Origin of the sequence: Allomuricauda sp. TY007 (assembly GCF_010468565.1) — a bacterium.
Taxonomy (GTDB): Bacteria; Bacteroidota; Bacteroidia; order Flavobacteriales; family Flavobacteriaceae; genus Flagellimonas.
Map to the genome: position 1 here is coordinate 162,964 of NZ_WUEG01000008.1, position 20,718 is coordinate 183,681.

Sequence of the window (20,718 nt, forward strand, 5' to 3'; positions counted from 1 at the left end):
TATTATTATGCAAACTGGTCCCCAAATTTATCTTTTACTCGGTTCAATACTTTTTTAATATCCTGTTGTTTGTCCTTGGGATAAATCAAAAGTACCTCTTCTTTATCCACAATAATATAATCTTCCAGACCGTCCACCACTACAATTTTTCCTTTTGGTGAACGAATCATATTGCCTTTGGCATTTTCCAAGAGCACTTTGGCATTGACCACGGCGTTTTCTTCTTCGTCCTTGTCCAATTTATCGTACAGTGCTCCCCAAGTACCTAGATCGTTCCAATCAAAAGCTGCGGGCAAGGTGTAGATGGATTTGGATTGTTCCAAGATAGCATAATCAATGGATATGTTTTCTGCTTTGGCATAATTTTCTTGGATAAAGGCTCTTTCATCTTCGGTATTATAACTGGAAATACCTTTGCCGAACAATTCATATTGACTTGGCTGATACTTTTTGAAAGCTTCAACAATGGTTTCCACGCTCCACATAAAAATACCCGCATTCCATAAAAAGTTGCCCTGCGCCAAAAATTCCTTTGCAGTTTCATAATCCGGTTTTTCCCTAAACTGAGACACCTTCTTAAGGTTTTCGTCACTCTCTTTTTCAAATTCTATATAACCAAAACCAGTGTTGGGAAATGTTGGTTTTATGCCCAAGGTGCAAAGTGCATTTTCCTTTTCGCATTTATCAAAACAAGTTACGACGTCTTTTTCAAAGGCAGCTTCATCCTCTATCCAATGGTCACTGGGTGCCACGATCATTACCGCATTGGGGTTCATTTTTTGGATCTTTAAGGAGGCATACAAAATACAGGGAGCCGTGTTTCGCATGGCAGGTTCCAAAACGACCTGGTCCTGCTTTACCTTTGGTAATTGCTCCAAAACCAAATCATTGTATCGTTCATTGGTCAAAATCAAAATGTTTTCGGTGGGGATAAACCTGTTTAAGCGATCAAAGGTTTTTTGAATCAAGGTTTTGCCCGTCCCCAACATATCGTGAAACTGTTTGGGGTTGGATGATGTACTCACGGGCCAAAATCGGGAACCAACTCCCCCTGCCATTAAAACTGCGTAATAATTCTTGTTCATTTTTTTATTTTCTGTCATTCCTGCACTTCATTTTATTCAGCATAAACTCCAGCAAGAATCTATTTTGATTTTTCACTATTGATGGACCTCCTCTCGACTGCGCTTAAGATGACCAGTTATTCAACCAGCTCAACCTCGGCGTTGGGCTGAAACAAATATAATCGCCCCGTTGACAACTCCACACATTCGTACCGTTTTACTTTTTTATTTCCTTTTTTGAACAGTCTACCATTGTACAACCTAAAAACGCTGCCTTTAGGCAATTCGTACACGTAACTGTGCTGCCTTTCTTCCACATCAAAAGCTTTTAGCGCAATGGACAATCTGGCATCGGTACTACTACTTGCCTTTGGGTTTTTAAAATGGTTTGCAATAATGGGCAACAATTGCGAGGGAAACACTTCTGGTCTAATAAAGGGAACCATTAAATGCTGAAAGGTGCGTTTCCATTCCACACCATGTGGTTTTATCCGACGCCCGTACGTTTCAAAGGCCACCAAATGCGCAATTTCGTGAACAAGTGTAATTAAGAATCTGTATTTATTGAGCGAGGCATTGACCGTAATCTGGTGCAATCCATTGGGCAACCTACGATAGTCTCCATGCCGAGTGACCCTATGATTTACAATCTTTAAATGCACGCCATGTGTCTTGATCAATTCAAAACAGGGTGCTACGGCAAGCTCTGGAAGGTATTTTTGAAGGGTTTTGTCCACTGGGATAAAGTTACAAGTTTATCCATAGAGTTTCACCTAAATTAAAACTAGGGCGTACTATTACTAACCTGCAACAACTTTCCATTATAGAGTTTTTGTCCGGTCATGGCAAAATCTTTGATATATGTGGCCATTTCCAAGGCGGTTACAGGAGCTTTGTAGCCAGGAAATGCCTCTTCCAACATTTCGGTCTGTACCGCACCCAAGGCCAACACATTAAAACTTGGGCCAGTTTCTTTATATTCTTCGGCCAAGAGTTCGGTAAGGGTAATAACAGCTCCTTTACTGGAACTATAGGCGGAAAGTCCGGGAAATTTCATGCTGCCCTGCACCCCGCCCATTGAACTTACGGTCACCACGTGTCCTTCTTGCCCCATCATGGGCAGTACGGCCTTGGTAATTTCAGCAACACCAAACACGTTTACTTTGTAAACATTTTCAAACTCTTCCGCTGTGGTTTCGGAAAAAGGTTTGTTCAGCAATCGCCCTGCATTGTTGATGAGCACATCCACCACATACCATTGCTCCAAAAATTCATTCAGTTTTTGAAAGTCCGTTGAGTTGCCCAAGTCGAACGGAATGGAATGCACATTGGGCAGATTGAGATTTTTCACAGGCTCGGCATTTCTAGACAAAGCCAAAACCTGATGTCCTTCCCTGGCAAAAAGCTTGACCAGTTCAAAACCTATTCCTCTGCTTGTTCCTGTAATTATAATATTTGCCATATTTATGTTGATTTGTCATTCCTGCACTTCATTTTATTCAGCATAAACTCCAGCAGGAATCCATTTTGATTTTTACCAATGATCTTTAATTCAACTTAGAATCTCTCGACTGCGCTCGAGATGACATTCTACTCCCTCAATTTGATTTCTTGAGTAGCAGCATTGGCAATATCCTCTATTACCGGAATGGTCTTGTTCACTAAAGTAGCCATGTGACCGAAATCCATCAAATCTGACTCATCGCCAACTTTGTGATAATAAGCAAAATTTGTGAAGTCAAAGGTGCAGAAAGTGTGTGATGGCACGCCAAATTCTTCATGGAACGGATAATTATCCGAACGTTGATATAAGTTGAACTCTTTTGCCGTAGGCAAAAAGCCAACTAAATTCTCTTCTGCATACGTATTGCTGACCTCTGCCAAATTGGACATATCATACCCTGTTATGTACATGAAATAATCTTTTCCTTTCAAGGGAACTCCGGTCATTTCAAAATTGAGCATGGTATAAAGGTTCAAATCCTGTTCCTTTAATTTTTTGGCCAAGTGCTTGGATCCCAACAAACCTTTCTCTTCGGCGCTGAACAAAGCAAAAATCAGACTACGTTCGTTGGTCTTTTGGGTACCGAAGTAACGGGCCATTTCCAAAACCGTTGAGGTTCCCGAAGCATTGTCGTTGGCCCCGTTTGCAATATAGTCCCCATTTTCGGGCTCTATGGTACCGATATGGTCGTAATGCGCACCAATCAGGATGAATTCATCTTTTAAATCAGGGTTGTTACCCTCAATTACCCCAACAATATTGTAAGATGTCTTTTTAAAGTTTGATAAGGTATCGCGATAGGTTTTAAAATACGGTTTAAGTCCGTAGGACTTGAAATAGTTCTCGATATATTTTGCTGCCATTTCAATCCCTTCACTCCCTGCTTCTCGTCCTTTAAGATCGTTGGAAGCCAAATAATCCATCATCTCCCCTATTCGTTCAGCATCGGTAAATGTATTGTTTGATGCTGTGTGCTTTGATGATCCAGTAGTTTCAACCGTTGCAGTTTGAGCTACCTGCGTGGATCCGCAGCCTACTGCAAAAATTGTCGCCAGAGTATAAAACAGTATTTTCATTTGTGTTGCTTTTTGAATTTTTTAAAGATAAAAAAAGCATCCCGAAAAGGATGCTCTTTGATGTATGTTATTGAACTCGTCTTGAGTTTCCAATATTCGCTGCAAATTGGTCTTTTGCACCCATATTTCGTCTTTTTTTTACCCCGTAGCTCTGCTATGAGGCTCAAAAAAACCTTCATCTGGGCACAAAATCTTTAATTTTCGCTTGAATTTGACAACTCAAGACGAGTTCATTGAATGTCCCCTTCGATTGCGCTCAGGGGTGACATTTTAAAACTATGCCAACATGGTAACCGGGTTTTCCAAGTATGCCCTCAATGTTTGAAGGAATTGAGCACCGGTGGCGCCATCAACTGTTCTGTGATCGCAAGCCAAGGTAATCTTCATGGTGCTGCCTGGTACAATCTCTCCATTTTTCACTACTGGTTTATCCACAATAGCTCCAACGGACAAAATTGCTGAATTCGGCTGGTTGATGATGGAAGTGAATTCCAAGATACCGAACATTCCCAAGTTGGATACGGTAAAGGTGCTACCTTCCATTTCATCCGGCTTTATTTTCTTGTTTCTAGCTCTTCCTGCCAAATCTTTGACCGCGGTTCCAAGTTGGGTCAAACTCAATTGGTCGGCAAATTTGATTACGGGAACCACAAGACCTTCATCTACGGCAACGGCCACTCCCATGTGAACATGATGTTTGTACAACATGGAATCACCGTTCCAAGAGGTATTTACCTGCGGATGCTTTTTAAGGGCCATAGCACATGCTTTCAAAACCATATCGTTGAAAGACACTTTGGTATCGGGCAAATTGTTGATTTGTGCACGTGAAGCCTTTGCATTGTCCATATCCACCTCTATAGTAAGGTAATAGTGCGGTGCGGAGAATTTGGATTCCCCCAAACGCTTGGCAATCACCTTACGCATGGTAGAGTTTTTAACCTCCTCTATGCTTTCTTCGCCAACAGGCAAAGCAACAGGTGCTACTGCAGGAGTTGCCTCTGTTTTATCCGCTGAAGGAGCTGATTTTGCAGCTGGCGTAAAGTTCTCTATGTCTTTTTTTACAATTCTTCCATTATCGCCTGTTCCTTTTACATCTGCCAAGTTGATGCCTTTCTCTTCGGCAATCTTTTTGGCCAATGGCGAAGCAAAAATGCGCTGTCCATCTTGTGAAGTTGAAGCGGCCTCTTCTTTTTTGGAGGTTTCCTCAGCCTTTGGAGCTTCTTCTTTGGATGCTTCTTGCTTAGGAGCACTCTTGGAAGAACCTCCCGAAGCTTGTGCCTTTAATATGGCATCAACATCGGTTCCTTCTGGGCCTATAATGGCCAATAGTGAATCTACAGGAGCTCCTTCGCCTTCTTGAATACCGATATGCAACAAGGTTCCGGAGTAGAACGATTCAAATTCCATGGTAGCTTTATCGGTCTCGATTTCAGCCAATATATCTCCTTCTTCCACTTCGTCGCCAACACTTTTTAACCAGCTGGCCACGGTTCCTTCTTCCATGGTATCGCTCAATCGCGGCATGGTCACGATTTCCACTCCTTCAGGGATATCGGCTGGCGCACTTGCCGGAGCTGAACTTTCCTCGGCCTCGGCTTCGGGTTCAGAAGCATCTTCTTCTTTCGCCGCCTCGGACGGACTACCAGAGCCGTTCAACAGACCGGAAATATCTTCTCCTTCCTCTCCAATTATGGCCAAAAGTGAATCAACCGGGGCTCCTTCACCTTCCTGTATTCCGATATGGAGCAAAGTTCCTTCATGAAAAGATTCAAATTCCATGGTGGCTTTGTCCGTTTCGATTTCAGCCAATATATCTCCTTCTTCGACTTTGTCCCCTACGTTCTTGAGCCATTTTGCCACGGTTCCTTCTTCCATGGTATCGCTCAATCTAGGCATGTTGATTACTTCTGCCATCTAATTATAATTTATGTTGTAAAAATGGATAGTCTTCTTGCTCGTAAACGGTGTCGTACATTTGTTCTATTGGTGGGAAATCTGATTCTTCAGCAAATTTCTCGCACTCTTTTACCAAGTCCTTCACCTTTTTGTCGATTTTCTTGAGGTCGTCTTCAGATGCATATCCTTTCTCTAGGATAACATCTTTTACCTGAGTAATCGGATCTATCTTTTTATACTCTTCTACTTCTTCTTTTGTTCTGTAATGTTGGGCATCCGACATGGAATGTCCACGATACCTATATGTCTTCATTTCCAAGAAAGTAGGTCCGCCTCCTGTTCTTGCTCGCTCAATGGCCTTGTCCATCTCTTTGGCAACAATCGCAGGATCCATTCCATCTACGGGACCACATGGCATTTCATAACCGAGTCCCAACTTCCAGATATCGGTGGAGTGCGATGTACGGGCTACGGATGTTCCCATGGCATAACCGTTGTTCTCACAAATAAAAACTACGGGCAATTGCCACAGCATGGCCAAGTTGAAGGCTTCGTGAAGGGATCCTTGCCTTACGGCGCCATCACCCATATAACAAAGGGTTACGGAATCCCTTTTAAAATATTTATCCGCAAATGCCAAACCGGCTCCCAAAGGAATTTGTCCCCCTACGATTCCGTGTCCACCATAAAAACGGTGCTCTTTGGAGAAAATATGCATAGAACCGCCCATACCTTTGGAGGTTCCTGTTACTTTTCCATAAAGTTCAGCCATCACTTTTCTTGGATCCACACCCATACCTATCGGCTGAACGTGGTTTCGATAAGCGGTGATCATACGATCCTTTTCTAAGTCCATTGCATGCAATGCACCTGCTAGAACTGCTTCTTGACCATTGTACAGGTGTAGAAAACCTCTAACTTTTTGCTGAATATATACGGCGGCAAGTTTATCCTCGAACTTTCTCCAGAAAAACATGTCCTCGTACCATTTAAGATAAACTTCTTTGGTAATTTTTTTCATCTATAGTAGTATTAAATGAATTTCCCCTGTAGTAGGGAAGAGCAAAAATACATATATATCTGTTTTGGAAAAAGAATTGAATTAAGAATCGCCCAAAAATGAGCTATTGAATGCCAAAGGCAAAATATCGGCCATGGAACTACATTTGTAAATCGGGCCTTTTTCCGACCTTAACAACAACGAAATTGGAGTATTCTGTTTTTGTTCGTACTCCATAATGGATTGTCTACAATTGCCACATGGCGCCGCAGGGATATCTACCTCATGATTAGATGAGGAAGCACTTACTGCAATGGTCTTTATGGCTACTCCTGGATATTTTGCGCCTGCATGGAAAATGGCCACGCGCTCGGCACAAAGGCCCGAAGGGTAAGATGCGTTTTCTTGGTTGTTACCAATGACCACTTCCCCATTTTCCAACAATACTGCCGCACCCACTTTGAACTTAGAATAGGGCGCATACGCATTCTCCCTGGCCTCAGCAGCGTCTTGTAACAATTTTTGGTCGTTTTGTGACAACTCTGTTTCATCCTCAAAAATGAGCAGTTCAAAACCAATTTTCTTTTTTTCCATCTAAACTTGGGTGTATTCAAAAATAAAAAAACCTGCCCAAGGGACAGGTTTTTTCCTATTTATTTTATGCTTTCTTAATCATTGTAAAATTCTTCTCCCAAGTTAAAAGTGAGCGAGAATCGCAAGGTGTTTTCCAGTGGGTTTCTAACCTGTGAGGTTGAGAACAAATAGGAAAGATCTATTTGCGCTGATTTAAACATAAAGCCAGCTCCAAGCGTAAAGAACTTACGGGAACCTTTTTCTTCACTTTCGTTAAAGTAACCGCTCCGCAACATAAAAGCTTCTCTGAACCTATATTCGGCGCCAAGGGCCCATGTCACTTCTTTAAGTTCTTCCCCGAATCCATCCGGCGCATCACCGAAAGATTCAAAGACTCCCTTGAAAAATCCTATTTGCTGGTATTCATTGTTATCATCCGAATCAATATCCCCATCTCCATCAAAATCTCTTGGTGTGGGCACCAAAAGTTTATTGAACTCTGTATTGATGGCCAGCACATTGTCTTGGTCGAAGATAAAATCAAATCCACCACCGAACTTTAGGTTGGTAGGCAAAAAGTTTTCCTGTCCGCCTTCATCATATTGTATGGAACCGCCCAAGTTGGATATATTAAACCCAGCTCTCCAACGTCCATCAAAATTACTGTAAGCTATTTCCGGAGATCGGTAAAAACCCGATACATCTACTGCAAAGGCATTGGCCGCCTGAGAATCTTGTATACCATCCTGAAACCTGAGATTGGAACTGATAAATCTACCTGCCACGGCCATGGAAAAGGTTTGGCTCAATTTTAAGGAATAAGAACCATCCAAGGCAAATTCGTTGGGCTTCACCAAAGTGGCCTGCTGATCAAATGTTTGCCTCAATTCAATCTCTCCCAGACCAAAATAACGGATACTAAAGGCGAAAGCACTCCTATCATTTAATTTATTGTAAAAGTTGGCATTTAATAAGGATACATCGTTTACAATGCTTTCCAAATACGGGGTATAGCTAACTCCAATACCCATTTTTTGAGTGGCGAATGCATATTTTGCAGCGTTCCATTGTTGGGAATACACATCAAAAGAAGTGGCAACGCCCATATCTCCCATACCAGAGGCCCGTGCATCGGCGGCAATCGTCAAAAATGGTACGGCTGTTGTAATGGCCCTTTCTTGCTGAGCGCTAAGTTGTGCTGCCATAAACAGGAAGGCAACCACTATCAATAACTTTTTCATTCTAAAATTTTAGCATTTAGTGTAGTCTTGGTTCCAATAAAAAGTTTTGGAAGCAATACAAATTAAACGGTCTTTTGCCTAAATTCTTATATTGGAACACATATTTTTTAGAGTTAATCGTCCAAAACACTACTATTTTGGTTAAATGGTAAAATTAGGGTCGAACATCTTTCCCAAACCGTTAAAAGCCAATCATCTTATACTAATTTACCCCCTTCTCCGTTACAGAAGTGTAGCATGTACCAATTATCACATTGCTAGAAATATTTGATGAGCACAAAATATAATGGCAAAAACACCGTTTTAATGCCATTGAAGGATTTTAAAAATCAAAACAAGTCGAAGTTACTGAGGGCAAATAGCCCTGAGTTTTAAAGTACTCAAGCCCAAATTATGAAAAAACACTTAATTAAAGTTGTACTTTCTTGCGCCGTAGTGATGGGAGGTTTTTCCAGTTGCAAAAATACCTCTTCATCCAAGAACGTCTCCAGAGCCACCGGTTGGAAAATTAATGCCAAAGAAGGGGGATTTCAATACAATTCGGATTTTAAGGAGCAAGAAACTCCTCCAGGAACCGTATTTGTAGAGGGTGGAACGTTTACCAAAGGTAAGGTCCAAGACGATATTATGCACGATTGGAACAACACCCCGACCCAACAACACGTGCAATCCTTCTATATGGATGAAACCGAAGTGACCAACGTAATGTACTTGGAGTACTTGGACTACCTCAAAGAAGTTTATCCTCCGGACAACCCCAATTACGCCAACATATACAAAGGCGCACTACCGGACACCTTGGTTTGGAGAAACCGATTGGGCTTTAACGAAACAATGACCAACAATTATCTAAGACACCCTGCCTATGCAGAATATCCCGTTGTGGGTGTCAATTGGGTGCAAGCCACCCAATATGCCGAATGGAGAACAGATAGGGTGAACGAAGTAATGCTGGAAAGAGAAGGGTATTTGGCCGAAGATTCCAAATACAAAGTTCTAAACGGCGAAATTGAGGGCACTTTTAGTACCGAGGCTTATTTGAACAATCCAGAATCTGTTTATGGAGGCGAAATAGATTCCCTGCAAGGAAAACAAAAGAAAGATTCCATAAATGCATTTGCCAAAAGAAGCAGTGGTGTAATAATGCCCGCCTACAGGCTACCCACCGAAACCGAATGGGAATATGCCGCCCAAGCTCTTGTTGGAACCAGAGAATACAACAACTACAGAGGCAGGAAAAAATATCCATGGGAAGGTGATTACACCCGTAACGGACAACGAGTAGGTCGAGGAGATCAATTGGCCAACTTTAAACAAGGTAAAGGTGATTACGGCGGTATTGCCGGATGGTCCGACGATGGTGCCGATATTACCGGAGAAGTCAAATCTTACAAGCCCAACGATTTTGGACTTTACGACATGGCCGGAAACGTAAACGAATGGGTGGCCGATGTGTACCGTCCTATTGTTGATGATGAAATAAGCGATTTCAATTACTACCGCGGAAACGTTTTCATGAAAAAAGCCATTGGCGAAGATGGAAAAGTCGAAATATTGAGAGATGAAATAGTTTATGATACTTTGCCCAATGGTAAAATCGTGGCCATCAATCTTCCAGGAGAAATCAAGGAAGTTCCGGTTACCGAAGAGGAAACGTATTTAAGGACCAATTTTGACAAAAGTGACAACCGTGGTTTTAGAGATGGTGACCCAGGTTCCTCTAGATTCTTTAGCCGTTTTAGCGATGAAGAGGACAACCAAAGAATGTATGATGCGCCCAAACATTCTGTAGAACGAAACGAAGAAGGTGAATTGGTTCGACAGTATGATGAGTCAAACTTCAGAACCTCATTGATCAACAACGAAGTCCGTGTGTACAAAGGTGGATCATGGAGAGATCGAGCTTATTGGTTAGATCCTGCCCAGCGTAGATACTTGCCACAATATATGGCAACAGACGATATTGGCTTTAGATGCGCCATGTCCAGAGTTGGGTCCAAATCCAGAACCAAAAAAACGGTACGCCATAAAAAAGCGAGATAAAAAACTTCTTGAGTATTTTAAAAAACCCCGGCCAAAAGGTCGGGGCTTTTTTTTATCTTCGATTTATGACAATAAAAGAGTTGCATGCTCTATTTTTAGAGCACCCCACTATATGTACGGACACCCGGAAAATCACCGAAAACTGTCTGTTCTTTGCCTTAAAAGGGCCAAATTTTAATGGAAATGCCTTTGCACAAGAAGCTCTGAACAAAGGTGCAGCCTATGCCATTATTGATCAAAAAGAAATTAAAACTTCGGATAGACTGCTTCTAGTTGACGATGTTTTGGCCACCCTGCAACAGTTGTCCACCTACCACAGGAACCATTCCAAAGCAAAAGTAATATCGCTAACGGGAAGCAACGGGAAAACCACGACCAAGGAACTCATCAATGCAGTAATCTCAAAAAAATACAAGACCATAGCCACCAAGGGAAACCTCAACAATCATATTGGGGTTCCTTTGACCCTTTTATCCATTAAGGAAGATACCGAAATCGCCATTGTGGAAATGGGTGCCAATCACAAGAAAGAAATTGAATCACTCTGCGGCATTGCCCAACCCGATTTTGGATACATTACCAACTTTGGCAAAGCCCATTTGGAAGGTTTTGGAAGCATTGAAGGAGTGATCCAAGGCAAAAGTGAGCTTTACGATTATCTTAAGGCCAACGATAAATACATCTTTTTAAATGCAGATGATGACGTTCAGAAAGAAAAATTAAGTACTTACACCAAAAAGATGGGCTTTAGCACGAGCGACCATCAATATTACAACATCAAATTTTCCGGGGTTCACCCTTATGTCTCATTAGAGGTAGAAGGAACACAAATACATACACAATTGGTGGGCAAATACAACTTTCCCAATTGCTGCGCCGCCATTTTAATAGGAAAGTATTTTAATGTTCCTTTAAAAGATATTAAATCGGCCATTGAAGTGTATCAACCACAAAACAATCGCTCACAAATTTTGTCTAAAAATGGTTTCGATATTGTTCTGGATGCCTACAACGCCAACCCGACCAGCATGAAAGCTGCCTTGGAAAACTTTAGTTTAATGAAGTCCAAAAGAAAGACTCTGATCATTGGAGATATGTTCGAACTTGGCAATACGGCAGCCGAAGAGCATCAGGCCATTGCAGATTTTGCAAAGGAATTGGATTTTGATGATGCCTATCTGGTGGGAGAAAATTTCTATGGCACCAATACTACATTGAAAAAGTTAAAATCGTTTGATGAACTAAAAGAACATCTTTTGAAAAACCCTTTGGAAAAAGGAGCGCTTTTAATAAAAGGTTCTCGTGGGATGGCTTTGGAGCGGGCGTTGGATTTGCTGTAAACACATCGTTTATCTGAACTTTAAAGATGTTCAACAAAATTCATGCGTTTGCCCAAGACCCGGACAATAAAAATTTCATCAACACGATTAAATTGGAAGAAAATAACATGAGCCCTATAGCTGTAGTATTTTAAAGCACCTGCAATGGTCGACGCATCCTTTGCCAATTCAGGGCGTTCGGCAAGTTCTTCTAAAAAACTTTCCAAATTCAACAGATACTTGGCGGCCTGATCAGGGCCAAAATACTTTATCCCATATTTATAGATACCGACTAAGTCATTTTGGGCCCTGGCAGATAAATTATAATTCCCCATTATCAACTTTTGTGATAATGTCACTTATTTTTAGATTACTTCTGCCACTTTGTAGACCATCGTCAATTGCGGTCTTAAGCTCTAAGAGCTTCATGTTCTCCTCCTGGTCCTTTCTTACCAAATACCTTATATATTCACTGTCATTGGTAAAATCACCTGATTGGACCCTAAGTTTTATCCAACCATCTTGTTGGTTTGTAAAAGTGATTGATTTTCTGACTGTTTCCATAATTTTATAGCTATGGTGCAATATAACACTTTTTTGCACCACAGAATGCAGATGTCAGCTCTTTTAATTTTACAGTAGAGATTTTCTCTTCTTTACTATGTGGGACAGCAATTGTTTATTTGAACTTTATTTCGTTGAAACAAGAAGTTCCCGAACATCCACGTCCAAAGCTTTTGCGATTTGAAATAGTGTTTCAACCCTTGGTTGCATATCATTCCTGCACCATTTTGAAATTGTTGTTCGGTTCATATCCAATTCTTCCGCCAACCAATTATTGGTTTTTCCCTTCTCAGCCAAAACTGCTTTGATACGATTGAATACTTCTTTTTCCATGTTGGGAAGTTGTTCCGTATCAAAAATAGTCACTTAACTCTATATGCTCTTATCTTAAATTTATGCTTTATTATATTCATTAAAATATTTTTTATATTTTAATTTTGCTTTTTACGATTCAAATAAATATTTTAAAGTTTTTTTTGAATATAATCACAAACCATGAGCAAAAGTTTTTCCCGATCAGACCTAGAACAAATCATCAGCCTACAACTGGAAAGCCTACAAGCCATGCAAAAGGTATTGGACGGTTTACGTAACCAAAACGAACGCTTGGAGCGCAGTAACCAAAAACTAAGAAAAAGAATTTCTGAATATGAGTAGAAAAAGTGGGATATACTGGATTCGAACCAGTGACCTCTGCCCTGTCAAGGCAGCGCTCTAAACCAACTGAGCTAATATCCCTTTGAAAACGGGGTGCAATATCGGAAATTAATCCCAATCTCCATACTCTGCCGAGTTCTTTGATGTCTCGTGCAGGGTAATATGCAACAATTGTCCCTTTTTAAGCTTTGGTTTTAGGATATCGTAGATGACTTTTACGAAGTACTCCGTTGTTGGGAGTAGATTTTTAAACTCTGGACAATCCTCGTTCAAGTTTTTGTGATCAAAACGCTCCTCAACCTCATCCTTGATCAAAGCACCCAGATCGGCCAAATCCATAACAAACCCAGTATCCGGGTCAACCTCGCCCTTTATCCTCACCTCAAGATCAAAGTTATGACCGTGAAAACTAGGGCTGTTGCACTTTCCGAACACTTCAATGTTCTTTTCCTTGCTCCATTTTGGGTTATGGAGCCTGTGTGCGGCATTAAAATGGGCTTTTCTACAAATCGTGGCAATCATGCTGCAAAGTTAAGTTCTTTTTCTGCAATCATATTTTATTGATTCAAAAAAATATGCAAAAGGGTCTTGAACCTTTCAATTTCAAATTGAAATTCAAACTTGTTCTTGTTAACTTTATACAATAGGCAAACAGCCTTCAAAATAACATTTGAAATAAAAAATAATACACTATGAAAATTACCTTTTTAGGACATGCTTCTTTCTTGATCGAGATGAACGGAAAACATATTTTGATCGACCCTTTTATCACCGGCAACGAGATGGCATCCGATATTAATATTGATGACCTTAAGGTCGACTATATTTTTCTGACCCATGGCCACCAAGACCATGTTCTTGATGTGGAAGCTATTGCAAAGAACAATCCAGATGCTTTATTGGTCTCCAATTTTGAGGTGGTGAGTTGGTTTGCCAACAAAGGCATCGACGGACATGGCATGAACCATGGAGGAAAATATGCCTTTGATTTTGGAACGGCCAAATATGTAACTGCCATCCACTCCAGCATGCTGCCCGATGGAAGCAACGGGGGCAATCCCGGGGGATTTGTACTCTGGGACGATTCAAAATGCATATACATTGCCGGGGACACTGCCTTGACCAAGGATATGGAGCTGATTCCTAAAACCTGTCCAAAATTGAATATTGCAATTTTACCTATTGGGGACAATTTTACCATGGGATACGAAGATGCCGCCATTGCCAGTGATTTTATCCAGTGCAATCAAATCATCGGATGTCATTATGATACCTTCCCTCCTATTAAAATAGATAAATCCAAAGCAGTTGCGTATTTCGACAAAAAAGGAAAAAAATTGATGCTTCCAGATATTGGAGAGTCCATTACCATCGATTGATACGGTTTACCCGGAAAAGCCGGAAATAGCATACCATCTTTGCCATAAAAATTCAACATAGAAAGTTTCGGATTCCACTAAATACTGACGCTTTACTCCATGGTAAAGTCTTTTTATCTGTCTTTATTCAATAATAGTTGTTTATGAGAGCTCCAGTTATATTCAGGAAAATTGAAAAAATGGATGTGACCTTCCCGCGATAGGTTCTTAATTATGTGTACCTTTGGAAAAGCTTTAGGGGTATTCTGTAAAGAATTGAGAGAGTCCCTTGGAACCTGATACGGCTCACACCGACGTAGGGAAAAGCGAAACAGGCATCACTTGTTGGTGTACCTTTCCTTTTGTTTTCCGATTAGCTCCTAAGGCCATTTTAATTTAAAATCAATAATGGCAATGGAAAAAAATCTCTGGAGACACATTCAATCCGTAAAATCAAAATCACCGCTGGTGCATAACATCACCAACTATGTGGTGATGAACAATACCGCCAATGCACTATTGGCGGCAGGTGCATCCCCGATCATGGCCCATGCAAAATCCGAGGTCCGTGATATGGTGGCCCTTGCCAATGCCACGGTAATCAATATAGGCACCTTGGACGAATATTGGGGCGAGACCATACTTTTGGCTGCCGAAACCGCCCATGCATTGGGCAAACCATGGGTTCTGGACCCTGTTGGTGCCGGGGCCACCCCATTTAGGGATAAGACCCTCCAACAACTATTGGCGTTCAAACCGACCGTTGTCAAAGGTAACGCCTCAGAAATCATGGCATTGGCCCAAACAAGTCAAGAACCCACCAAAGGAGTGGACAGTACAGCTACAAGTGATGAGGCTGTAGCAGCTGCCCACACGATTTGTTCAACATATGGTACCATGGTCTGTATATCCGGTGCCAAGGACATCATCACAGACGGCACCCAAGCTGTCCAAATAGAAAATGGACATCCATTAATGGCTAAGGTGACCGGAACGGGCTGTACTGCATCTGCATTGATCGGTGCCTTTATCGGAGTTACGGAAAATAAGACCGAAGCCGTGACCGCCGCAATGGTCTTGATGGGCATAGCGGGCGAACTCGCGGAAAAACGATCCAATGGTCCCGGCACCCTACAATTACATCTTATTGATACGCTATATACCCTTTCGGAAAAAGAGTTTTTCGATCATATCAAGATATGCAACCTATGAAGCTCCATTCCCAATTCCCTTATGCCTTGTATTTGGTCATTTCAGAAGAAGCCTGCCGTGGAAAAGATATATTGAAGGTTGCGGAACAGGCTATCCAAGGAGGTGTCGACATCATCCAATTACGTGAAAAGCAATTGAACGAACCCCTATTTTTGGAAAGGGCAAAACGATTAAGGGAGATTACGGAGAAATATGGTGTCCCATTGATCATCAACGATAATCCAACCATAACCTCCAAGGTCAATGCTGCCGGTATCCATGTGGGCAACAATGATATCCGTCCTACAACACTACGACAACAGCCTCCTTTCAAGGAAAAGCTCATCGGGTATTCCATAGAGTATTTGACACAACTGGACAATTTGCAAACGATGGTATCCGACTACCTCGCGATAAGCCCGGTATTTAGGACCGACACCAAAACGGATACCGTGACAGAATGGGGTTTGGAGGGCATATCAAAAATCCGACAGTTGACCCCCAAGCCATTGGTGGCCATTGGCAATCTCCATGCAAAAAATGCCAAGACCGTTACTAAGGCCGGAGCGGATTGTATCGCCGTGGTATCCGCCATTTGCGGTGCCGACCAGCCACAAAGAGCAGCCTATGAACTAAAAAATGCAATCCTGACATGAAAAAGTACACTTATCCCTCGGTTTTGTCCATTGCCGGTTTTGACGGGAGCGGAGGAGCTGGAATCCAGGCAGACATCAAGACTATATCGGCATTGGGATGTTACGCCACAACGGTGCTGACAGCCCTGCCCGTACAGAACACTCAAGGGGTGCGAAACATCTACCCCATACCATTGGAAGCTGTTGAGGACCAAATCGAAGCGGTTATGGACGATATCATGCCCGATGCCATAAAAATAGGAATGGTGCACACCCCTGAATTAGTGGAAAGGATAGCGGGTACCTTAAAAAAATACGAAGCGGTACCCATCGTGTTCGATCCTGTTATGGTGGCCACCAGTGGGCATCGGCTTATCGAAGAGGATTCAATAAATGCCCTGATAGAGCAATTGCTCCCCATCGCAACGGTCATTACACCAAATATGGATGAAGCAGCCATCTTGGCCAATATGAACGTGAAGACATTGGAAGAAATGAGAATTGCCGGAAAACAAATCAAAGAACTGGGTTGCAACAGCATCCTCATGAAAGGAGGTCATCAAGAGACGACAAATATTACCTCCTTGTTTTTTGACCCAAACAGTCGATGCCATCCTTTTGAAGTGACAAAGATCAGAACCAACAATACACACGGTTCGGGCTGCACCCTGTCTTCTGCCATTGCCGCTTATTTGGCACAGGGCAGAACCCTTTTTGAAGCCGTAGATCTTGGCCAACGCTATGTGCACCGTGCCATTGACAGCGGAAAAAATGTCTGGACCGGAAAGGGGAACGGCCCCTTGAACCACTTTTTCAACCCTCAAAAAATGATAAAAAATGAAATGGAGTGAACAGACTTGGGAAAAAATAGATACGACTTACAAGGGCATCCTGAACATGCCATTTGTCCAAGAGTTGGCAAACGGTACCCTTCCCAAAAACAAATTTCAGTTTTATATGGCACAGGATTCCCTTTATCTGGAGCATTTCGGCAGGGCATTGGCACTGATAGGTGCCAAATCCCATGATATAGGGGATGCCTTGACCTATATCCGTTTTGCGGAGGGCGCCATAGTCGTGGAAAATGCGCTGCACGAATCCTATTTTCAGGATTTTGGGGTAACGGACAAGGGTACGATACAACCGGCATGCCATCACTATACCCACTTTTTAAAGAGTACGGCAGCTTTGGACCCCGTGGAAGTGGCCCTGGCCGCCACTCTGCCCTGCTTTTGGATCTATAAAAAAGTGGGCGATCACATTTACAAAGAACAACAAATCGCCAACAACCCATACCAACGTTGGATCGACACCTATGGTGGGGAGGAATTTTCAAATAGTGTCCAACGTGCCATCATGATATGCGATCTTGCGGCGGAGCGTAGCACCCCTGGCATAAGGACCAGAATGACCGAAGCTTTTATCCACGCCTCGCATTTGGAGTATCATTTCTGGGATGCAGCATATACCGAAAGAACATGGAATTGATATTGAAGGACAAAAAAGCCATCATTTTTGATATGGACGGGGTGTTGGTGGAAAGTGAAGGCTTATGGAAGCAGGCCGAATTTGAGATCTTTTCCTCTCTTGGGGTATCGGTAACAGAAAAAGGCAGCTTGCTGACCCGGTCCATGACTACCATGGAGGTCACCCGGTTCTGGTATGGACAGTTTCCTTGGAAGGGAAAAACATTTTCCGAGGTGGAAGCGATGGTCATCCAAAGGGTCATGGAACTGATACAGTCCGAAGATTGTGTCATCAAAGGGGTGAGGGCCTTTATCAAAAAACTTAAAGCAGAACACTATAAAATAGGATTAGCGACCAATGCACCGCAAAAAATCATTCCAACGGTATTGGAAAGGACAAAGACCACAGAGCTGTTCGATATAGTGTCATCCGCCGATGCCGAAGTAAAGGGCAAGCCGCATCCGGCCATATACCTCAACACGGCCAAAAAGCTAAAGGTAAAGCCTTGGGAGTGTGCCGCAATCGAAGATAGTCCAACAGGAATGGAAGCAGCCAAGGTTGCTGGGATGACGGTAATTGCCTATACCAAGCAGCATGAAAACAAAGCCTTCAAATGGGCCGATCATGAGATTGACAGGTTTTAATATCAACTACCTTGAAACTAATCCCTTACATAAAAAAGCAGTCTACAAACATGGGAAAGGCTGGGAACGATAGGGCTTAGCCTTCTTGACGACCTAGCACCCCTATAAACAGAAAAGTATGAAGGAAGCAAAAATTTACATTATTGGTTCGGGAGCCATTGGAAAGGCTCTTGCGGTTTTTTTACAACAGGAAAACAAACAGGTTCTTCTGGTCAGGGGGAGTGTGGATCATATACCCGACACTGAAGAAACCATTACCGTCATTGGAAAAGAAAGCACATTCCAACAAAGGATAACGACAACAACCTTTAAGGGCCTGCAAGCCATCAATGGGATTGTTTTGATTACCGTAAAAGCATTCGCCAATAGGGAAATCGCCCAAAAACTGAAAGAAAAGGAAGGGGATTTCTCCGTGGTGCTCCTCCAAAACGGACTCCATGTGGAACGTCCCTTTGAAGGGTTTGATAACGTATATCGTTGTGTCCTATTTTCCACCAGTCAAGTAACGGGCGACAATGAGGTTACCTTTAAATCCGTGACTTCATCACCAGTGGGGAGCGTAAGGGGAAACAACAATGGACTTCAGGACTTGGTCGATACGATCAACACCCAACACTTTGGTTTCCGAAGTGAAACCGATATCACTCCAATACTATGGACAAAAGTAATCGCCAATTGTGCCTTTAACTCCATCTGTCCCTTGCTCGAAACCGACAATGGCATTTTTATCAGGAATTCCGAAGCAGCAAAGTTGGCCAGAACCGTTATCGAAGAGTGTGTTGCATTGGCACAAGAACAAGGAATCAATCTTGACAAGGATGCCATAGAAAAAAACTTATTGCTCATCAGTCAACGCTCTGATGGTCAATTAATTTCCACCTATATGGACATCCTTCAAAATAGAAGAACAGAAATTGAGAGTTTGAACCTTGAAATCTCAAGAATGGCCAACGACATGGGCATACCCGAAACGGTAACGCATACAAGGTTGCTCGGGGAGTTGGTTCAATTAAAATCAACCATAAAAATAAAATAACGTGATTTCCATAAAGTACTGATTGGATAATGGAGAAAAGGGTTATGGTGATAAGTACCATACTATTTTCCACATACCCAAAGGTAATGGGATAGGAAGGGCAGCGCCAGAAGTTATTAACCTCTAGAACATCCGGACTAAAAGTATCTGAGTGATGGAACGCCAGATGTTTTCCCGAACATATAAGCATGCTTATTTTCCTTTATCCTTACTTCCCCACCAAGTTGAACATTTGTCCTAAGAATAAGGGGGATTAAAGTTCTTATTCGGCTCAATTCTATAACCCTAACTTATTAATTACAGATTTGTGTAAAATCTTAAATCCAATTTTATATATTTTGGAGTTGCCAATCAAAACCGACCCCATGCTAAAAAGAATTACACTATTAGTCCTTCTAGTAGTTTCCCATTGCTTTGTATTCTCTCAAAAAGATGAAATCAGCTTGATTTCATGGAATATCAAGGACTTTGGCAAAACCAAGAACATGGAAGAACTCAACCAAATTGCCGAAATTGTTAGGAACACCGATATTCTTGTTATCCAAGAGGTGGTGGCTGGATATGGTGGTGCACAGGCAGTGGCTAAACTTACGGATATCCTAAATCGAAAAGGCAGCAAATGGGACTATGTGATCAGTGACCCCACCAACAGCCCAAAATATGTTTCCGAACGTTATGCCTTTATTTGGAAGACCCATCGAATCAAGATCAAAAATAGGGGGTGGCTTATCTCGGAATTGGATTCCCTAATTGATAGAGAACCCTTTTTGCTGCACTTTTACATAGATGGAAAACAGTTTACGGTGATTGATTATCATTCCAGACCCTACAACAAAGATCCAGAAAGTGAGATCCGGGCACTCTCAACCTATGTTATCGATTCCCTGAAAACCCCTTTGATCATTGCCGGGGATTTTAATGTGGATGAAAGAATGCCCGTCTTCAACACCTTAAAAAGGGTGGGATACAGGGCAACCATCACAAACCAAAAAACCACCTTAAAAAGGATTTGTAAAAGAAACGGTTACCTGAATTATCCCATCGATAACATTTTTTATTCCAAGGACATCCAAAAAATAGAAGGTGATGTTATTGACTTTGTCAGATTTTGCGACCAGTTGGAAAAGGCCCGGAAATTATCGGATCATTTGCCTGTTTTTTTGAGGTTCAAATTGAGTATTAGTGAATAGAACCAATCCTATTTTGTTGAATGTAAAGTGCAAATGCCACCAATACAATAATCAATGACATGACCAAGCACCCGCTATTTTTTGCCTTGGAAAAGGTTTTACGATAGGTCAACCCAGGAATTCCGGTCCGAATGGAATATCCTTTTGAACTTAAACTGCCCCGTTTTCCCCGATAGCTTGGTGTGATGCCTGATTTACTGATATTCAACCCAATGCCTTTTCCAAGTTTTATCTTTTTGTGAAATCGGAATGCCATG

At 42.0% G+C, this 20,718-nt stretch carries 24 protein-coding genes, 1 tRNA gene and 1 riboswitch; of the genes, 11 read left to right on the top strand and 14 right to left on the bottom strand.

Annotated features, from left to right (window positions below):
- Positions 1–5: 5 nt before the first annotated feature.
- The 8 genes from GO009_RS10685 to porV form a co-directional block, all read right to left on the bottom strand.
- Positions 6–1,085, bottom strand: a complete 1,080-nt coding sequence (locus GO009_RS10685) for a mannose-1-phosphate guanylyltransferase (RefSeq protein WP_163626229.1) — start codon at positions 1,083–1,085, stop codon at positions 6–8.
- Between the two features lie 116 nt (positions 1,086–1,201).
- Positions 1,202–1,801, bottom strand: a complete 600-nt coding sequence (locus GO009_RS10690; RefSeq protein WP_163626188.1) for a SprT-like domain-containing protein — start codon at positions 1,799–1,801, stop codon at positions 1,202–1,204.
- Positions 1,802–1,848: 47 nt separating this feature from the next.
- The gene (locus tag GO009_RS10695; RefSeq protein ID WP_163626189.1) at positions 1,849–2,526 is read right to left on the bottom strand and encodes an SDR family oxidoreductase; all 678 of its coding nucleotides are present in this window, start codon (positions 2,524–2,526) and stop codon (positions 1,849–1,851) included.
- Between the two features lie 128 nt (positions 2,527–2,654).
- Positions 2,655–3,644, bottom strand: coding sequence for a M28 family peptidase (locus tag GO009_RS10700; RefSeq protein WP_163626190.1), 990 nt, complete (start codon positions 3,642–3,644; stop codon positions 2,655–2,657).
- Between the two features lie 276 nt (positions 3,645–3,920).
- Positions 3,921–5,561: a pyruvate dehydrogenase complex dihydrolipoamide acetyltransferase gene (locus GO009_RS10705; protein ID WP_163626191.1), complete on the bottom strand. Its 1,641-nt coding sequence runs from the start codon at positions 5,559–5,561 to the stop codon at positions 3,921–3,923.
- Positions 5,562–5,565: 4 nt separating this feature from the next.
- Positions 5,566–6,564, bottom strand: a complete 999-nt coding sequence (gene pdhA, locus GO009_RS10710; protein WP_163626192.1) for a pyruvate dehydrogenase (acetyl-transferring) E1 component subunit alpha — start codon at positions 6,562–6,564, stop codon at positions 5,566–5,568.
- Positions 6,565–6,645: 81 nt separating this feature from the next.
- Positions 6,646–7,137 (bottom strand): cytidine deaminase, encoded by a 492-nt coding sequence (gene cdd, locus GO009_RS10715; protein WP_163626193.1) that lies wholly within the window; start codon positions 7,135–7,137, stop codon positions 6,646–6,648.
- A 74-nt stretch (positions 7,138–7,211) separates the two neighbouring features.
- Positions 7,212–8,357, bottom strand: a complete 1,146-nt coding sequence (porV, locus tag GO009_RS10720; protein ID WP_163626194.1) for a type IX secretion system outer membrane channel protein PorV — start codon at positions 8,355–8,357, stop codon at positions 7,212–7,214.
- 393 nt (positions 8,358–8,750) lie between these two features.
- On the opposite strand from porV, the gene gldJ reads away from it, so the two are divergent.
- On the top strand, positions 8,751–10,400 hold the full coding sequence (gldJ, locus tag GO009_RS10725; protein WP_163626195.1) for a gliding motility lipoprotein GldJ: 1,650 nt from the start codon (positions 8,751–8,753) through the stop codon (positions 10,398–10,400).
- Positions 10,401–10,465: 65 nt separating this feature from the next.
- On the top strand, positions 10,466–11,740 hold the full coding sequence (gene murF, locus GO009_RS10730) for a UDP-N-acetylmuramoyl-tripeptide--D-alanyl-D-alanine ligase (protein ID WP_203532433.1): 1,275 nt from the start codon (positions 10,466–10,468) through the stop codon (positions 11,738–11,740).
- A gap of 20 nt (positions 11,741–11,760) precedes the next feature.
- On the opposite strand, the gene GO009_RS10735 is transcribed toward murF, so the two are convergent.
- The 3 genes from GO009_RS10735 to GO009_RS10745 form a co-directional block, all read right to left on the bottom strand.
- Positions 11,761–12,054 (bottom strand): type II toxin-antitoxin system RelE/ParE family toxin, encoded by a 294-nt coding sequence (locus tag GO009_RS10735; protein WP_163626196.1) that lies wholly within the window; start codon positions 12,052–12,054, stop codon positions 11,761–11,763.
- Positions 12,041–12,283 carry a type II toxin-antitoxin system ParD family antitoxin gene (locus GO009_RS10740; RefSeq protein ID WP_163626197.1) on the bottom strand — a complete coding sequence of 81 codons (243 nt, stop codon included), beginning with the start codon at positions 12,281–12,283 and terminating at the stop codon, positions 12,041–12,043. The genes GO009_RS10735 and GO009_RS10740 overlap by 14 nt, the downstream gene beginning before the upstream one ends.
- 126 nt (positions 12,284–12,409) lie before the next feature.
- The gene (locus tag GO009_RS10745) at positions 12,410–12,616 is read right to left on the bottom strand and encodes a helix-turn-helix transcriptional regulator (RefSeq protein WP_163626198.1); all 207 of its coding nucleotides are present in this window, start codon (positions 12,614–12,616) and stop codon (positions 12,410–12,412) included.
- A 162-nt stretch (positions 12,617–12,778) separates the two neighbouring features.
- On the opposite strand from GO009_RS10745, the gene GO009_RS10750 reads away from it, so the two are divergent.
- Positions 12,779–12,940 (top strand): DNA replication initiation control protein YabA, encoded by a 162-nt coding sequence (locus GO009_RS10750; protein WP_163626199.1) that lies wholly within the window; start codon positions 12,779–12,781, stop codon positions 12,938–12,940.
- Between the two features lie 6 nt (positions 12,941–12,946).
- On the opposite strand, the gene GO009_RS10755 is transcribed toward GO009_RS10750, so the two are convergent.
- Both GO009_RS10755 and GO009_RS10760 read right to left on the bottom strand, forming a co-directional pair.
- Positions 12,947–13,021 (bottom strand) — tRNA-Val (locus GO009_RS10755).
- Positions 13,022–13,048: 27 nt separating this feature from the next.
- Positions 13,049–13,462, bottom strand: coding sequence for a 6-carboxytetrahydropterin synthase (locus GO009_RS10760; RefSeq protein ID WP_014032073.1), 414 nt, complete (start codon positions 13,460–13,462; stop codon positions 13,049–13,051).
- Positions 13,463–13,632: 170 nt separating this feature from the next.
- Between GO009_RS10760 and GO009_RS10765 the strand changes: the two genes are divergently transcribed.
- From GO009_RS10765 to GO009_RS10800, 8 genes are all read left to right on the top strand, one after another.
- On the top strand, positions 13,633–14,319 hold the full coding sequence (locus GO009_RS10765) for a metal-dependent hydrolase (RefSeq protein ID WP_163626200.1): 687 nt from the start codon (positions 13,633–13,635) through the stop codon (positions 14,317–14,319).
- Between the two features lie 226 nt (positions 14,320–14,545).
- A riboswitch (TPP riboswitch) is annotated at positions 14,546–14,638 on the top strand.
- A gap of 68 nt (positions 14,639–14,706) precedes the next feature.
- Positions 14,707–15,510 carry a hydroxyethylthiazole kinase gene (thiM, locus tag GO009_RS10770; protein ID WP_163626201.1) on the top strand — a complete coding sequence of 268 codons (804 nt, stop codon included), beginning with the start codon at positions 14,707–14,709 and terminating at the stop codon, positions 15,508–15,510.
- Entirely contained in the window at positions 15,507–16,145 is a 639-nt protein-coding gene (gene thiE / locus GO009_RS10775) for a thiamine phosphate synthase (protein WP_163626202.1), read from the top strand. The genes thiM and thiE overlap by 4 nt, the downstream gene beginning before the upstream one ends.
- Positions 16,142–16,975 carry a bifunctional hydroxymethylpyrimidine kinase/phosphomethylpyrimidine kinase gene (thiD, locus tag GO009_RS10780; protein WP_163626203.1) on the top strand — a complete coding sequence of 278 codons (834 nt, stop codon included), beginning with the start codon at positions 16,142–16,144 and terminating at the stop codon, positions 16,973–16,975. Before thiE ends, thiD begins: the two co-directional genes overlap by 4 nt.
- Positions 16,962–17,612 carry a thiaminase II gene (tenA, locus tag GO009_RS10785; protein WP_163626204.1) on the top strand — a complete coding sequence of 217 codons (651 nt, stop codon included), beginning with the start codon at positions 16,962–16,964 and terminating at the stop codon, positions 17,610–17,612. The genes thiD and tenA overlap by 14 nt, the downstream gene beginning before the upstream one ends.
- Positions 17,603–18,235 (top strand): HAD family phosphatase, encoded by a 633-nt coding sequence (locus tag GO009_RS10790; protein ID WP_163626205.1) that lies wholly within the window; start codon positions 17,603–17,605, stop codon positions 18,233–18,235. The genes tenA and GO009_RS10790 overlap by 10 nt, the downstream gene beginning before the upstream one ends.
- A 118-nt stretch (positions 18,236–18,353) precedes the next feature.
- Positions 18,354–19,271: a ketopantoate reductase family protein gene (locus GO009_RS10795; RefSeq protein WP_163626206.1), complete on the top strand. Its 918-nt coding sequence runs from the start codon at positions 18,354–18,356 to the stop codon at positions 19,269–19,271.
- 365 nt (positions 19,272–19,636) lie between these two features.
- Positions 19,637–20,461 carry an endonuclease/exonuclease/phosphatase family protein gene (locus tag GO009_RS10800; protein WP_163626207.1) on the top strand — a complete coding sequence of 275 codons (825 nt, stop codon included), beginning with the start codon at positions 19,637–19,639 and terminating at the stop codon, positions 20,459–20,461.
- On the opposite strand, the gene GO009_RS10805 is transcribed toward GO009_RS10800, so the two are convergent.
- On the bottom strand, positions 20,451–20,717 hold the full coding sequence (locus tag GO009_RS10805) for a DUF4236 domain-containing protein (protein WP_163626208.1): 267 nt from the start codon (positions 20,715–20,717) through the stop codon (positions 20,451–20,453). The genes GO009_RS10800 and GO009_RS10805 overlap by 11 nt on opposite strands.
- Position 20,718: the final 1 nt, after the last annotated feature.